This is a genomic window from Okeania sp. SIO2C9, from assembly GCF_010672455.1.
GTDB lineage: Bacteria > Cyanobacteriota > Cyanobacteriia > Cyanobacteriales > Microcoleaceae > Okeania.
Map to the genome: position 1 here is coordinate 73,104 of NZ_JAAHGO010000015.1, position 12,485 is coordinate 85,588.

16 protein-coding genes and 1 pseudogene are annotated in these 12,485 nt (G+C 36.0%); 2 read left to right on the top strand and 15 right to left on the bottom strand.

All coding sequences use genetic code 11. The features are described from left to right. Positions 1 to 69 precede the first annotated feature (69 nt). Positions 70 to 417, top strand: coding sequence for a transposase (locus F6K23_RS14655; RefSeq protein ID WP_293156543.1), 348 nt, complete (start codon positions 70 to 72; stop codon positions 415 to 417). A gap of 23 nt (positions 418 to 440) precedes the next feature. Here the strand turns inward: F6K23_RS14655 and F6K23_RS42855 are convergent, their stop codons facing one another. The 13 genes from F6K23_RS42855 to F6K23_RS14705 form a co-directional block, all read right to left on the bottom strand. Next, a complete protein-coding gene (locus F6K23_RS42855; protein ID WP_375340766.1) occupies positions 441 to 872 on the bottom strand; it encodes a transposase in 432 nt (143 codons plus the stop codon). After that, positions 805 to 987 carry a transposase gene (locus F6K23_RS42860; protein WP_375340768.1) on the bottom strand — a complete coding sequence of 61 codons (183 nt, stop codon included), beginning with the start codon at positions 985 to 987 and terminating at the stop codon, positions 805 to 807. The genes F6K23_RS42855 and F6K23_RS42860 overlap by 68 nt, the downstream gene beginning before the upstream one ends. Positions 988 to 994: 7 nt before the next feature. Beyond that, entirely contained in the window at positions 995 to 1,150 is a 156-nt protein-coding gene (locus F6K23_RS42865; protein WP_375340767.1) for a transposase, read from the bottom strand. 604 nt (positions 1,151 to 1,754) lie between these two features. Beyond that, positions 1,755 to 2,453, bottom strand: coding sequence for a rhomboid family intramembrane serine protease (locus F6K23_RS14665; RefSeq protein ID WP_293156546.1), 699 nt, complete (start codon positions 2,451 to 2,453; stop codon positions 1,755 to 1,757). 509 nt (positions 2,454 to 2,962) lie between these two features. Continuing rightward, positions 2,963 to 3,466, bottom strand: coding sequence for a photosystem II cytochrome PsbV2 (gene psbV2 / locus F6K23_RS14670; protein WP_287279270.1), 504 nt, complete (start codon positions 3,464 to 3,466; stop codon positions 2,963 to 2,965). Positions 3,467 to 3,619: 153 nt separating this feature from the next. Then, positions 3,620 to 4,111 carry a photosystem II cytochrome c-550 gene (gene psbV / locus F6K23_RS14675; RefSeq protein WP_124143901.1) on the bottom strand — a complete coding sequence of 164 codons (492 nt, stop codon included), beginning with the start codon at positions 4,109 to 4,111 and terminating at the stop codon, positions 3,620 to 3,622. A gap of 134 nt (positions 4,112 to 4,245) precedes the next feature. Then, entirely contained in the window at positions 4,246 to 4,431 is a 186-nt protein-coding gene (locus F6K23_RS14680; protein ID WP_293156553.1) for a translation initiation factor IF-2, read from the bottom strand. A gap of 54 nt (positions 4,432 to 4,485) precedes the next feature. Next, complete coding sequence (gene accD, locus F6K23_RS14685) at positions 4,486 to 5,466, bottom strand: acetyl-CoA carboxylase, carboxyltransferase subunit beta (RefSeq protein WP_293156556.1); 981 nt, start codon at positions 5,464 to 5,466, stop codon at positions 4,486 to 4,488. Positions 5,467 to 5,763: 297 nt separating this feature from the next. After that, positions 5,764 to 6,591 (bottom strand): A24 family peptidase, encoded by an 828-nt coding sequence (locus F6K23_RS14690; RefSeq protein ID WP_293156559.1) that lies wholly within the window; start codon positions 6,589 to 6,591, stop codon positions 5,764 to 5,766. Between the two features lie 6 nt (positions 6,592 to 6,597). Beyond that, positions 6,598 to 6,858 (bottom strand): hypothetical protein, encoded by a 261-nt coding sequence (locus F6K23_RS14695; protein WP_293156562.1) that lies wholly within the window; start codon positions 6,856 to 6,858, stop codon positions 6,598 to 6,600. A 366-nt stretch (positions 6,859 to 7,224) separates the two neighbouring features. Then, positions 7,225 to 7,689 carry an HNH endonuclease gene (locus F6K23_RS14700; protein ID WP_293156565.1) on the bottom strand — a complete coding sequence of 155 codons (465 nt, stop codon included), beginning with the start codon at positions 7,687 to 7,689 and terminating at the stop codon, positions 7,225 to 7,227. Positions 7,690 to 7,886: 197 nt separating this feature from the next. After that, positions 7,887 to 8,216: a group II intron maturase-specific domain-containing protein gene (locus tag F6K23_RS41795; protein ID WP_367267703.1), complete on the bottom strand. Its 330-nt coding sequence runs from the start codon at positions 8,214 to 8,216 to the stop codon at positions 7,887 to 7,889. A gap of 212 nt (positions 8,217 to 8,428) precedes the next feature. Beyond that, a complete protein-coding gene (locus F6K23_RS14705; RefSeq protein WP_293156568.1) occupies positions 8,429 to 8,728 on the bottom strand; it encodes a group II intron maturase-specific domain-containing protein in 300 nt (99 codons plus the stop codon). Between the two features lie 254 nt (positions 8,729 to 8,982). On the opposite strand from F6K23_RS14705, the pseudogene F6K23_RS14710 reads away from it, so the two are divergent. Then, positions 8,983 to 9,196: pseudogene (locus F6K23_RS14710) on the top strand (IS701 family transposase); the annotation flags it as partial. A 580-nt stretch (positions 9,197 to 9,776) separates the two neighbouring features. Here the strand turns inward: F6K23_RS14710 and F6K23_RS14715 are convergent. Together F6K23_RS14715 and F6K23_RS14720 are read right to left on the bottom strand one after the other, a co-directional pair. Further along, the gene (locus F6K23_RS14715) at positions 9,777 to 10,700 is read right to left on the bottom strand and encodes a choice-of-anchor L family PEP-CTERM protein (RefSeq protein WP_293156571.1); all 924 of its coding nucleotides are present in this window, start codon (positions 10,698 to 10,700) and stop codon (positions 9,777 to 9,779) included. 930 nt (positions 10,701 to 11,630) lie between these two features. After that, on the bottom strand, positions 11,631 to 12,347 hold the full coding sequence (locus F6K23_RS14720; protein WP_293156575.1) for a PEP-CTERM sorting domain-containing protein: 717 nt from the start codon (positions 12,345 to 12,347) through the stop codon (positions 11,631 to 11,633). Between the last annotated feature and the right edge of the window lie 138 nt (positions 12,348 to 12,485).

Below are 12,485 nucleotides of genomic sequence, written 5' to 3' on the forward strand. Positions count from 1 at the left end.
CTCTTTCCTGTGCTTCTTTAGCTATGAAGTGGCTTTATTGCATAAAAGTTGCGATCGCAAGCCAACCCTATGGAAAAATATATGGAGCTATTTGCGGAAAAATATCCCCATGATTTGCATATTATTCAATTAGATAATGGGTCTTTACATCAAAGTTTAAATATGTCAATTCCTGAGAATATAATTTTTTTATTTCAACCACCTTACTCTCCAGAGTTAAATCCAATAGAAAGACTATGGTTAGAAATCAAAAGAAAATTAAAATGGGAAATATTTGAGAACTTAGATGAATTGAGAAAAAGGTTAACATCTATAATTACAGAATTAACTTCACGTACAATAAAGTCTCTAGGAGGATGGGATTTTATTTTAGAAGCAATCTGCGTGGGGGGAATTAAAAATTATTCCAGCCTGTAAACTTATAGGAGTTAAAATCAAAATTAATCAAGTTGTTTCGGGAACAGCCTAACTGATAGGCAATGATAATTATTTGAGCGAACATCCAGGGAATAGATCATATTCTTCTGTTGATTTTTGGTTGGTAAGGTTTGATGAATACAACAACTTTGATCGCGATCGCTTAGTAATTTTATACCTATTTCATTGTAACAATATTTTTTGAAATTGGTATTACCATGTTGCCAGATTATGGCATCTTTTCGTGGTGGTATTGTCGGTGTTGCCCCGCGCTTGCTAGCTGTATCGTAGCATTTACGCTTATCATAAGCGCCATCTCCTGACACTTGAACTAGATCACCTTCTACACTACCTAGTAAATCCGAAAATACTGCATCATCACTAATATCATTGGTTGTTACTGCGGAACTCAGAATCTCTCTTGTTGCTTTCCTTTCCTCCGGAATACTGCGCAAACGTTACAAGGTGTAAATTGCGCCATGTTCGCTGCTTACCTACACCATATTGCCTAGTTTTCCACTCTCCCTCACCATAGACTTTGACCCCCGTAGAGTCTACTACCAGGTGAATTGCGTAACTAAGATGGTACTACTGGCATTACTATGTCCATTTTTCTCATTCGACGGGATACAGTAATGTGATCTGGTACAGGTAAATCTAGTTTCATCAAGGTAAATATAGATTCCAAAAAGCCCTCTGTTTGTCGTCCTGGCATACTACAGGACTTAGGCATAATCCCTGTATCTAGTAGTGGCTAACGGCCGTTAGCCCCTACAGATGGCGTATGACTTAATATTTTGCGTAAGTCCTGACTATAAATAGATTGTAGTGTCACCATTAATTCAATTGTCACATTCATTATTGCATAACTGTATATATTTAGATGCTCCTCTAAGCCCAGTCTTCCTTTGATTCAACCATTGCTCTATTACCTCTGGAGATAACCAAAATATCAAACTCCCCCTCTGTTTTAAGGACACATCATATTCAGACCAGTTGCTGAGGAGGTACTTTAGACTGAAACTTGGACTTGGAATTACTCATATCTACGTTGATGTAGGTTTTTTGTGCCATGCACTGTTATTTTTACCGAAAAATTGTGGGTATGCGCCTCCCCTTTTAAGGGGATAATAAAGAAAAATTTTCATCTCTTTGTCAATCCTCTTCTTTTCAAGGAGAGGTAATTATTAATTATTAATTATTCATTATTCATTATTCATTATTCATTATTCATTATTAATTATTAATTATTAATTATTCATTATTCATTATTCATTATTCATTGTTGAACCTATTTCCTTTCTTTGTGCAACAAAGTCCTATGAAGCTTTAAGTATTTATTCTGGCGAGGAAAATAATCCTAACAGAGGGCTTAGAATAGCTCCAAAGACAAAGCCTCCAGCATGAGCCCAATAAGCTATACCACCTCCTTCCATGCCAATATTGGCTGGTGTATTAAGACTAGCAAAACTATAAAATGCTTGCTGCAAAAACCAAAAACCTAGGAAAAAGAATGCTGGAATACGAACGGTGGTAATAAAAAATCCCAGGGGTAATAATGTGAGAACCTTAGCTTGGGGAAATCTGAGAATATATGCTCCCATCACACCGGCGATTGCCCCACTTGCACCCAAGGAGGGGATAGCTGAAGCAGATGAGAAAAACCACTGAGATAAAGATGCTAATACACCACAAGCTAGATAAAAAATTAAAAATTTTACATGACCTAAACAGTCTTCTACATTATTGCCAAAAATCCAGAGGAATAGCATATTTCCACCCAAATGCAACCATCCTCCATGTAGAAACTGGGAACTGAATAGAGTTAGCCACTCAGGAAGTGGGGAAGTTGGCAGTGGCACTGAACAAGTATTGCTGAGTTGACAAGGAACTACAGCCCAAGAATAAAAAAACTGCCTAAGTTGAATATCTGACAAACTAATCTCGTACAAAAATAATAGGACATTAGCTACAATTAAGCCGTATACTACAAAGGCTGTTTTGCTAGTAGGGTTTTCGTCGTTTAGTGGAACCACAGTTATCTTTCCTATTTTGCAACTTGTTAACTAATAATAGTCGTGTTTATACCACTATGTTCTTCTTTCCTACTTCTATATATCAGGACTTACCTAGAGCTACTGTATCTGATAGGGGTGAACGGCCGTTCCCATCTACAGATGGTGTATGATTTGATATTTTGCGCAAGTCCTGTATATTTTAATTTTCTTGAAACTTTTTAGATAGAAGTTAAAAGTATTTACAATTATTAGACATCTCCAATAATAAAAAATAAAATCAATTATCCCACATAAATTATCAATTATTTCCCCTTAATCCCTACTCTCTACCCCCTTTTCTGGAGATTTCTATTTGAATTGAAATTAATACACCACTTTTTCTTCTCAACTATCAATTGTTGAGTCTTACAATCTACATCCTAGGCTATAAGTTGTAAATAAACGAGGGCGAAGCGCTATAGTGATTTAAGGAGGGTGTTTTTTAATTTGTCAGTAAGGATATTAGTCTGAAGTTTTCTAGAACGATGTCAATTTTGTTCAACTCCTTGTGCTCCCCAAGCAGGAGCTTTTTGTGCAGCTCTCAAAATAAATGCGCCCATCTGTTCTACTTCTGCTTGGGACATCCAGTTTTCGGTAACTTGACGACAAAAATAAGTATAATCACTACCGTCATATATCATAGGGTCTCTGAAGAAAGCAACTAAATTATTAATATTATCTCGTGGTGGTGTTGCTCCTTCTAAGTTTTTGAGGGATAGAGATATTGGAGGGTTGACTAAATTTGCTCCTCCTACATGACAGTTAAGGCAATTTTTGGCAAAAATTTGTTTGCCTGTGGATAAATCTTCAGCAGAAAATTTCTTTGTTTCTCCTTGTTCATTTAGTTTAATTTCTACTGGTTGTTTAGCGTCTAAATATCTGTTTACATAGGAATCTACAGCAGCTTCGGCTGATTGAGTATCAAAAATTATTACTTGAATAATAATTAATATAGCTAGTAGAAAACGAATCAGTAATGATTTATTTAACATACTATTTTTCTAACTTTAATTAAGTACAAATCTAGAATAATAAATAATCGATTTTAGATTAGGGTTTAATGAAGAAAAAAACAATTTTTTTGTCTCCCATCAAAAAACCAATAATCTAAAATCATTAGTCAATATTTCAAAGAAAAAGGAATTTTAACGGAAGATTTTACCGCCGCCCCATTGTTTGCCTAAAACTTTAGGCTGTACGAGAATATAACCAGCGATCGCGTATAGATCATCCTCTGTGAGATTTCTCATTTCTGGATAAATATCGGCACTCTTTATGCTGGGGTGAAACTCAAATATCTCAACCTCCCCATCATAGGTAGTAGGATTTATCATGTAGTCTATGAGACCTTCTATGTTATCTCGTGGCGGATAGGCCAAAGCTAAAGCTTCTGGACCAAGACCAATATCAGGATTAGTTTTGGTTATCCCTCCGACATGGCACTGGGAGCAAACATTATTAAATTCGCGCTTGCCTCTGATGTATTCCTTAATACTCAGTACAACTTTTTCACCTTCATCATTCAGAGGTAGAGTCCGGTCGTTATCTGTTAATTCGGCAGCTGTGGCAATGTTAACAAACGTTTGAAACGTCAGAAATACAATGGCAACTACAGCTATGAAAAATTTTTTCAACATTCTTCTCCTTAAAACTGGCAAGTTAATCAATTAACAAAGATACATTTATTACTTCAGATTTACTGAACTTTGATCTAATCTTTATTTATCAATGGTCGTGTGTCAATTAGTCAAGTATTTAACAATTTTTTTGATTAAGAATTAGATTTTTGTTCTTGAGCTAATAAATGAGACATAATTGCTTTAGCATCCTCTAAGGCCAAACGAGTCTGAGGGTGCTGATAAGAAATCCTCATTTGGTCACAAAGACGAAGTACCTCATCTACATGGACATTAAAATCTTCTGCTATTTCCTGGATTGATATATCTGCAAAACCCATAACATTTTTTCAATTTATAAATAATAAAAAAAAATCCCTTGAAGCACTCAAAATCTAATTCTGAGGCATGGTTTGAATTTTATTGTCATTTGTAATGGAATTATGTTGTTCTGGCTGAAAGGGTAAATGGCAGTATGGCCCTGCTTCTAATGACTCAGTAGAAGTAGGAGCAGCAGGATGAATTTTATGAAGGCGAATTAACTGAGCCAGAGTTTTCTTTAATTGAGTACGAGGTACTATTGTGTCTATGAAACCATGTGCCAATAGATATTCAGAGGTCTGAAAGTTTTCAGGTAGCTTTTCACGAACTGTTTGTTCGATAACTCGTCGTCCAGCAAAACCTATTGTTGCTTTTGGTTCAGCGATAATAATATCTCCAAGCATGGCAAAACTTGCAGTAACGCCACCTGTAGTCGGATGAGTTAAAACTGGAATGTATAGCAGTTTTGCTTCTCGATGACATTCTAAGGCTCCGGATATTTTGGCCATTTGCATCAGGCTCAACATTCCCTCTTGCATTCTGGCCCCACCGGAGGCACAAATAATGATTACAGGTAAGCGCTCTTTAGTAGCTTGTTCAATTAATCTAGTGAGTTTTTCTCCGACAACTGACCCCATACTTCCTCCCATAAATTGGAAGTCCATCACTCCCAAAGCTACGGGTTCAGCTTCGATGTTGCCTATACCAGTTTGTACAGCATCTAAAAGTCCTGTTTTTCTTTGATATTCTTCAAGACGATCGCTATATGCTTTGCGGTCACGGAATTTTAAAGGGTCTGTCCCTCTAACTTTTTCGTTAATTGCCATCCATGTGTTACTATCTATCAAATGCTGAATCCGCTCATTGCCGGATATTTTCATGTGGTATCCACATTCGAGACAAACCATTTGATTAGCTTGGAGGTCTTTGGTATAAGTTAAAGCGCCACAAGCTTCACATTTGATCCACAGTCCATCAGCAATTTCTCGTTCAGGTCTCTGTTGAGAGTTCTGGACTGATTTTTGGCGATTTGCAAACCAATCAAATAGAGACATTAAAATAATTTAGGATTAATATTCAGTGATTAAATTTTTTGCTAAAGCGTTGTGTTTTCAACCTATTCAGGTTAATAAGTATAGAATTATAGAGCTATGACTATCAGCTAATACAAAATAGACTAAGGTCGTTTTAATTTAAAAAAATTATGTCATACTTTAAAAAGTTTGGCTTTAAATTCTGGTTATTCTACTTAGTTTTTGTCTGCTTAGAAAAGTTTTAGCTCTAAGTATCTATACTTTACATTTCCTGAGTAATACACTCTATCTAAGAGTAATTGACTTCATCCAGAAAAATTAGGATGAGAATCCAGGGAAAAATAGATTGAAGTAGGTTGATAATATATCATCACCCCAGATAACAGTCAAACCAGCTCCCATTGCTAAAAAAGGCCCGAATGGCATTGGTTGTTTTCGGTCTAGCCAACCTAAAGCGATCGCTCCTCCACCTACAAATGCTCCCATAGTACAGGCGAGAAAACAAGTTAATAGTAGATATTTCCAACCTAACCAAGCTCCGATCATGGCTGCTAGTTTGGCATCTCCTCCACCCATAACTGTTTGCCCAAAAGCTATTGAACCGAATATAGAGATTAAGTCAAACAACCATAAACCCAGGACTGCGCCGATCATACCAACCATTAAAAAATTGATTAGATTATTTTCTTGAATATTTTCCTCTAATGTGGTAATTAACTGGAAGCCTAAACCCAAGACTAATCCAGATTGTGTGAGAGAATTAGGTAAAGTCATGGTATCTAAGTCAATCATAGACAGAGCAAGTAGCCAACTGAAAAAAGTCCAATAACCTAAGGTGGAAATTGTAGTTCCAAATTTCGAGAAAACGAGCAAAAATAAGAAACTTGTAATGACTTCTACTAGGGGATAGCGGATAGAAATTGGACTGTGACAGTGGCCACAACGTCCACATAACCATAACCAAGCAAATATTGGGATATTTTCCCAGGGTTTTAATTTACTTTGACAACGGGGGCAGTGAGAGGGAGGCAAGAGTATAGATAATTTAGAAGGTATGCGATAAATGACGACGTTGAGAAAGCTGCCAATGGATGCACCAAGGGCAAATACAATTAGGGTAAGAGGCCATATTCTCAGTAAGTCCATATTCGGTTAATAAATTTTTGATTCAATTAGTTCTACAGGGACGAAAAATTCACCTGGTAATAAAATTGGCTGATGGGAGAATATTAGACTAGCTCTGTAACTGACAGGACTAATGGCTACACCAAAGGGATGTTTTAGCAGATCAGGATGAGTTTCCAGATAAGTGCGATAGAGTAGTTTAGCCAATTTCTGTAGGGACGGGGGAAGTAATAAAGCAATAGTTGGATCTAAGTATTTTACTGGTCTTTTTTGTGTAGCTTTTACCACGAGGAACCCTGATTTGAAGAAGTAGTCAGTAGGACTGATACTGTTTCACAAGTCATCCATGGAGTGTGTAATTCTGAGGTCTTCTTTCCTTCGGAAATGCTACGCAAACAGAATATAGGACACACTTCATTACAGTCATGGATTGAGATTATACAAACTGAAAATTTTGATTGACACTAATTTTGAACGATTATTTCACCAAAAAACTGGTTTTGAAGTCTCGCCCTTTGAGGGCGACTTTTTATTTACTTTTGGTTTGATAAGTTATAGTCGAACTAACAGTTCCCCGTTAGAACTCTACTTCAGAACCGTGCATGAGATTTTATCTCACTGAGATTTTATCTCACACAGCTCCTCTACACCTTATCAGGTAAAATCTTTCGATTCCCTGCTAGCATTCTGCTTGGACTTCTTCATTTGACCTCCGTCTTTAGCAGTTTTAGTATCATGGCAATGTCCATGTAACAATTGGAAATTACTCCAGTCATTAGTAACACCTAATGATTTTGGCTTAATGTGGTCTATTTCCATTGTTTCTATATTTAGTATATGAAAGTCGTTCTTACAATAGTTACACTTACCTTTTTGCTGTTTTGGTAGATATTGTTTCTTTTCTGTTAGACCTGAGTATCTGTTTAATCTTTGTCCCCAGTATTTGAGGTCTCTGTCAAAGGGTGACTTTTCTCCTTTGATTTTGTTATGTCTAACAATTTTGGTTTTATTGTGTTCTGCTAATTTGCCAAAAGCCCAATTTCTGTTTCCATCTCTCCCAAAGTATTTTTTCATTATTTCTTTGGTTCCTAGTTTTGGATAATGTTTTTTGTGTAACATTTTTACCGAATTATTAATAATTAATAATTAATAATTAAATAATTATGGTTTAAAGCCTCCCCTTTTAAGGGGAAAAAAGCGGTCGAGGGATGGCGAGGTCTCGGAGCCATATCCAATCGACCAAGAAAAGAAATAATATCTCCTTATATTCAATTCCGTAACGGTTAAAACCCGAGGTAATTATCAATTATCCATTATCAATTAATGAATAGGATTTTATATCTCAGGTAGTCCATTTTGTTGAAAGTTTCTTTACTTACTACACTGCTGTAGTAGTTGCACCATCCCCTGATAATTGGATTGATTCTACCTGATATATTTTCTTTGAGATTTTCTGATGGTGCATTCTTTAATCCCATGATTATTTTGGCGATTTTTTGGTAATTTTCTTTGACACTCTTTTTGCTAGGTTTAATTAGTATTTTTATCCCAAGTTTACCTACTTTTGTATGGCTAGCGCTACGGTATAATCCTACTTGGTATTGTTTGATAATGAATTTGCTCTGATTATTGATGATTCTGGACATAGGAAAAGCGGATGCAACCGAGCTGCAGGGAATCTACGGCTCGCAAGCGCACTAAATGAATAGTAGTTCTGTAAAATCGGCAACTGAAATTGATTATTTAATTACCGAAAAATTGTGGGTATGCGCCTCCCCTTTTAAGGGGATAATAAAAAAAATTTTCATGAATTTGTCAATCCTCTCCTTGAAAAGAAGAGGTAATTATTCATTATTCATTATTCATTATTCATTATTAATTGTTGAATTACTACACTGCTGTAGTAGTTGCACCATCCCCTGATAATTGGATTGATTCTACCTGATATATTTTCTTTGAGATTTTCTGATGGTGCATTCTTTAATCCCATGATTATTTTGGCGATTTTTTGGTAATTTTCTTTGACACTCTTTTTGCTAGGTTTAATTAGTATTTTTATCCCAAGTTTACCTACTTTTGTATGGCTAGCGCTACGGTATAATCCTACTTGGTATTGTTTGATAATGAATTTGCTCTGATTATTGATGATTCTGGACATAGGAAAAGCGGATGCAACCGAGCTGCAGGGAATCTACGGCTCGCAAGCGCACTAAATGAATAGTAGTTCTGTAAAATCGGCAACTGAAATTGATTATTTAATTACAAATAAACCATATAAATAAAAGTGTGACAGGAGAATGGATAGTTATATTATGGCCGGTTGAATACTTATAAATAACGACGGAGGAGTCAGGAGAAAAAAAGAAGGAAGAAAAGAAGAAAGTTTTTTATCACTAATTATCCGGACATGATATTACTACTTTTTCCCAGAGAAACTATATCGAAAAATTTTATAGAGAAGCGAAGGGTTGGTTAGGTTTAAGAGAGTATCAAGTGATAAATAAAACCAGTTTAATGCGTCACTTTATTCTAGTTTTTACTGCCTATACTTTCATCCTGTATCAACAATTAATGGGAGGGCTGAGAAAACGCCGGTGCTCATAAACCTTTGACAAATTTTACAGAAACATGATTAAGCATTTCTCACAGGTATTTCTTAGGTTGGAATAGTGGAGATTTAGCATCTTTCATTGAAACTGAGGAAGTAGGTAGAGTTAATCCTCGCTCAAAATTAAATAGTTTTAATATCAAATCCGGTTAAACAGCCATAGAATGGTTAAGTTAGGAGTCCTCAGGAGTCAGGAGTCAGGAGTCAGGAGTCAGGAGGAGAAAGAATGACAAAGATGAGCGTAGTTATGATGATTGAAGAGTTTTTTTATGTCCAATTAAACGGATTTGATATAACTTCCCAGTTCCAGGAAAGAAAGCAAAAAGTGTTCATGTGAGCAAATTAAAAGTTGTATATAAAAAAGACGGTTATACCTATACATTTTGTCAACAGTTGTCCATAAATGTTGATAAAAATGCCATCTAAGACTTAACAGTTTCTTACAGACACGAAGTACATATATTGTATTGATGGTTTTAGGGAGTAGGGAGGTCGGGAAGGTGGGGAGGCCCGATATCAAACAAGCAAAAAATATTTACCGATTCAATTATCGCACATTAATCTCGAATATGCTGTAACTATTCAACAAAACATCATATTAAATTTTGTTGATATTTTTCTTGAGCCACGAACCAGCAAAACCAACTACTAATAATCCAATTAATACAGAAGGTTCAGGAACATCTTCAATTGATTGAGAATCCAGAACACCTGTAGGCATATCTGAAAAACTATTTGCCTGGATAAATACAGCAGAATCGAGAAAAGCATCACCAGCATCAGCGATCGCTAACCTAATACGATGAGTTCCGGCACTAAGTCCTAGTGCTTGTGCAGTAAATACATTAGTGAAACCATCATATTCTATGTCAAAAAATGGTCCACCCTCACTAGGGTCATTATTGTTGAAAAATTCCGGGTTACTAGCATCAGTTCCTAGTGGTTTACCCCCATTAACTGTATTGATGGCAACTGGAGTAGATGTACCAGGAATTAGAGCAATATTGATTCCATTTACGAAGAAACCGAAGACATCATTGAATTTAGAGTTTGTCCATTCTACATATTCTTCAGAAGCAAATACATAATTGAAGTAAAGGTCTCCCCCTTCACTTTCAAAGTCAAATTCCAGAATGGTTGCATCAAAAGTTGTTTGTTCTTCAGGAATCAACCCATCCAAATCTGAATCTCCAGACAATTTATTGTCGGTAGTTTTCTTATCTGAACTATTCGGACCTTTAGCATCGGTAGCTGTACCTGTAGTCAGAATAATACCGCTATCAATGCCAATACCAGATGATAATCCATTGGTGAAAATTCCGGAAGCACCTGCTGTACCTGTATAGTTGATAGAATCTGGTGCAATGGTAATCCCACTGCCTAAGATTTCATTAACTAAATCATTGCCGTTATTGGTGGGAGTTATGGAAATTGCCTGAGCTGCTGTGATGCCACTGAGAGCAGCGAAAGCTGTTCCAGCAAGGGTTGCTGAAAGTTTTTTGATGAATTGTGAAATAGTCATGATTAGATTGACCCTAAAAAAGTAAGATGTTGACAATACATAGTTGAGTTCTTTGTTTGTTCCTCAACATATTCTTACTATCAGTAATTTTTCGGACTTTTAGTGTGATTCGGATCTTGAAGAGGTGGTGATATTTACTTAGTATATTTGTGAACGCAGGCAATTAGTATTGGAAACGCGCTCAAATAGTTAAATTGATGGAATAGTTATGAATAAAGAACTTTATCTAGCTATTAACTCCTGACTTCTGACTTTTTCTTCATACATTGCAGAAGTAGTAGACAAGTATTCAAAGCGCCAGATTCAGGACTACCATTTTTTTACCTACGACATATCACTTACGACATATTACTTAGTCTTCTTCAATAATCACAAAGAAGTTGATCGCTATCACTCACATTAGGATTAGTTTGCAAATAATCATATACCTGTTTACCGAAAAATTGTGGGTATGCGCCTCCCCTTGGATAGGGGATAATAAGCGGTCGTTTGCGCAGCATGACCTAGGATGGGATGGCGAGGTCTCGGAGCTGTCCGACCATCGACTCCTGTGAAAAAAAATTTTCATGAATTTGTCAATCCTCTTCAATTTATTCTCAAGGAGAGGTAATTATTCATTATTCATTATTCATTATTCATTATTAATTGTTGAAAAGCTTCTATCAACAAATCATCCAGATTCAAATTCCATAAAATAATCTTGCCATCGCAGAAGCTAACATTTTGCCATCAGGACTAAAACTCACACTCAAAACATTCACCTGATGAGTATTCAAACTTTTGAGTGCAGCAGAAGTCGATCCAGAATTATGTTTTGCGACTTTTAAGGTTTAATTTTTATTTAGCGATCAGTTTCATAAATGAAAAACGATCGCCCCTGAAACTAACAAGCGATCGCTCTTATCTAATATATTTATAACTTTAGTAATTCTATTTGCGTTTTAACATGGAAGCACCAGCAGTACCAAAAGCTAGCAAACCTAAAATTGAAGCTGGTTCAGGTGTTGATTTAGGTGGTTCAAATTGTGTAAAAGTGATATTGTCGATTCCAGTTCCTATATCTCCTCTTCCATTAACACTATAAATAATAGACACAGATTTTATAGCATTTGAATTACCACTAATGCTAAAAGTATCAATGGTTTCCGGATTTCCACCCGTTGGATTAGAACCTAGAAAGTCCTGAGAATTAATAACAGTTGAAAAACTATCAGAATATACTGTTACAGTCGCTACACCAGGACCACCATTAAAAAATAACGCATCTAAATCTAGAAGGTCTATACTAACTTCCGACACAGCTTGACTAAATTCAATAAAGTAGTTACTAGCTCCCGATCCTGACGACCCATCAGTCAGGAAGAAATTACCAATTTCTGACTGAAGACTAGCACCATCAGTAGGACCAAAAGCAGTTGTTTGGCCTCCAGTTTGTGCGATTTCCGGATTAGATGTGGGAGTTTGATCTCCTATACCAAAAGTTAACACATTACCATTACTAGCAGTAACACTGTTAACCAATTCACGATCGCTGAATCCACTTTCAAAATCAACTACACCCATTGAAGCAGCTTGAACTGGAGAATTTATTGCCACCAAACCAGCAGAAGTAATTACTGTTCCTATTAAATAGTTATTCGCAGTCAAAGCATTAGTTAAAGTTTTTACTGTCTACGACAGTAAAAACTTTAGAGAATTTTTTTTGTGTACTTGATTATTCTCTATCATAATTACTTTCCCCTTTTAGATAGACTTTGATTAACTTGAAATGGATTAAATTTCAAC

Excerpts from the sequence above, each read along its gene's own strand:
- F6K23_RS14655 (WP_293156543.1), top strand. The coding sequence starts at position 70 with ATGGAAAAATATATGGAGCTATTTGCGGAAAAATATCCCCATGATTTG.
- F6K23_RS42865 (WP_375340767.1), bottom strand. The coding sequence starts at position 1,150 with ATGCCTAAGTCCTGTAGTATGCCAGGACGACAAACAGAGGGCTTTTTG.
- psbV2 (WP_287279270.1), bottom strand. The coding sequence starts at position 3,466 with ATGTTAAATAAATCATTACTGATTCGTTTTCTACTAGCTATATTAATT.
- psbV (WP_124143901.1), bottom strand. The coding sequence starts at position 4,111 with ATGTTGAAAAAATTTTTCATAGCTGTAGTTGCCATTGTATTTCTGACG.
- F6K23_RS14680 (WP_293156553.1), bottom strand. The coding sequence starts at position 4,431 with ATGGGTTTTGCAGATATATCAATCCAGGAAATAGCAGAAGATTTTAAT.
- accD (WP_293156556.1), bottom strand. The coding sequence starts at position 5,466 with ATGTCTCTATTTGATTGGTTTGCAAATCGCCAAAAATCAGTCCAGAAC.
- F6K23_RS14690 (WP_293156559.1), bottom strand. The coding sequence starts at position 6,591 with ATGGACTTACTGAGAATATGGCCTCTTACCCTAATTGTATTTGCCCTT.
- F6K23_RS14700 (WP_293156565.1), bottom strand. The coding sequence starts at position 7,689 with ATGTTACACAAAAAACATTATCCAAAACTAGGAACCAAAGAAATAATG.
- F6K23_RS41795 (WP_367267703.1), bottom strand. The coding sequence starts at position 8,216 with ATGTCCAGAATCATCAATAATCAGAGCAAATTCATTATCAAACAATAC.
- F6K23_RS14705 (WP_293156568.1), bottom strand. The coding sequence starts at position 8,728 with ATGTCCAGAATCATCAATAATCAGAGCAAATTCATTATCAAACAATAC.
- F6K23_RS14715 (WP_293156571.1), bottom strand. The coding sequence starts at position 10,700 with ATGACTATTTCACAATTCATCAAAAAACTTTCAGCAACCCTTGCTGGA.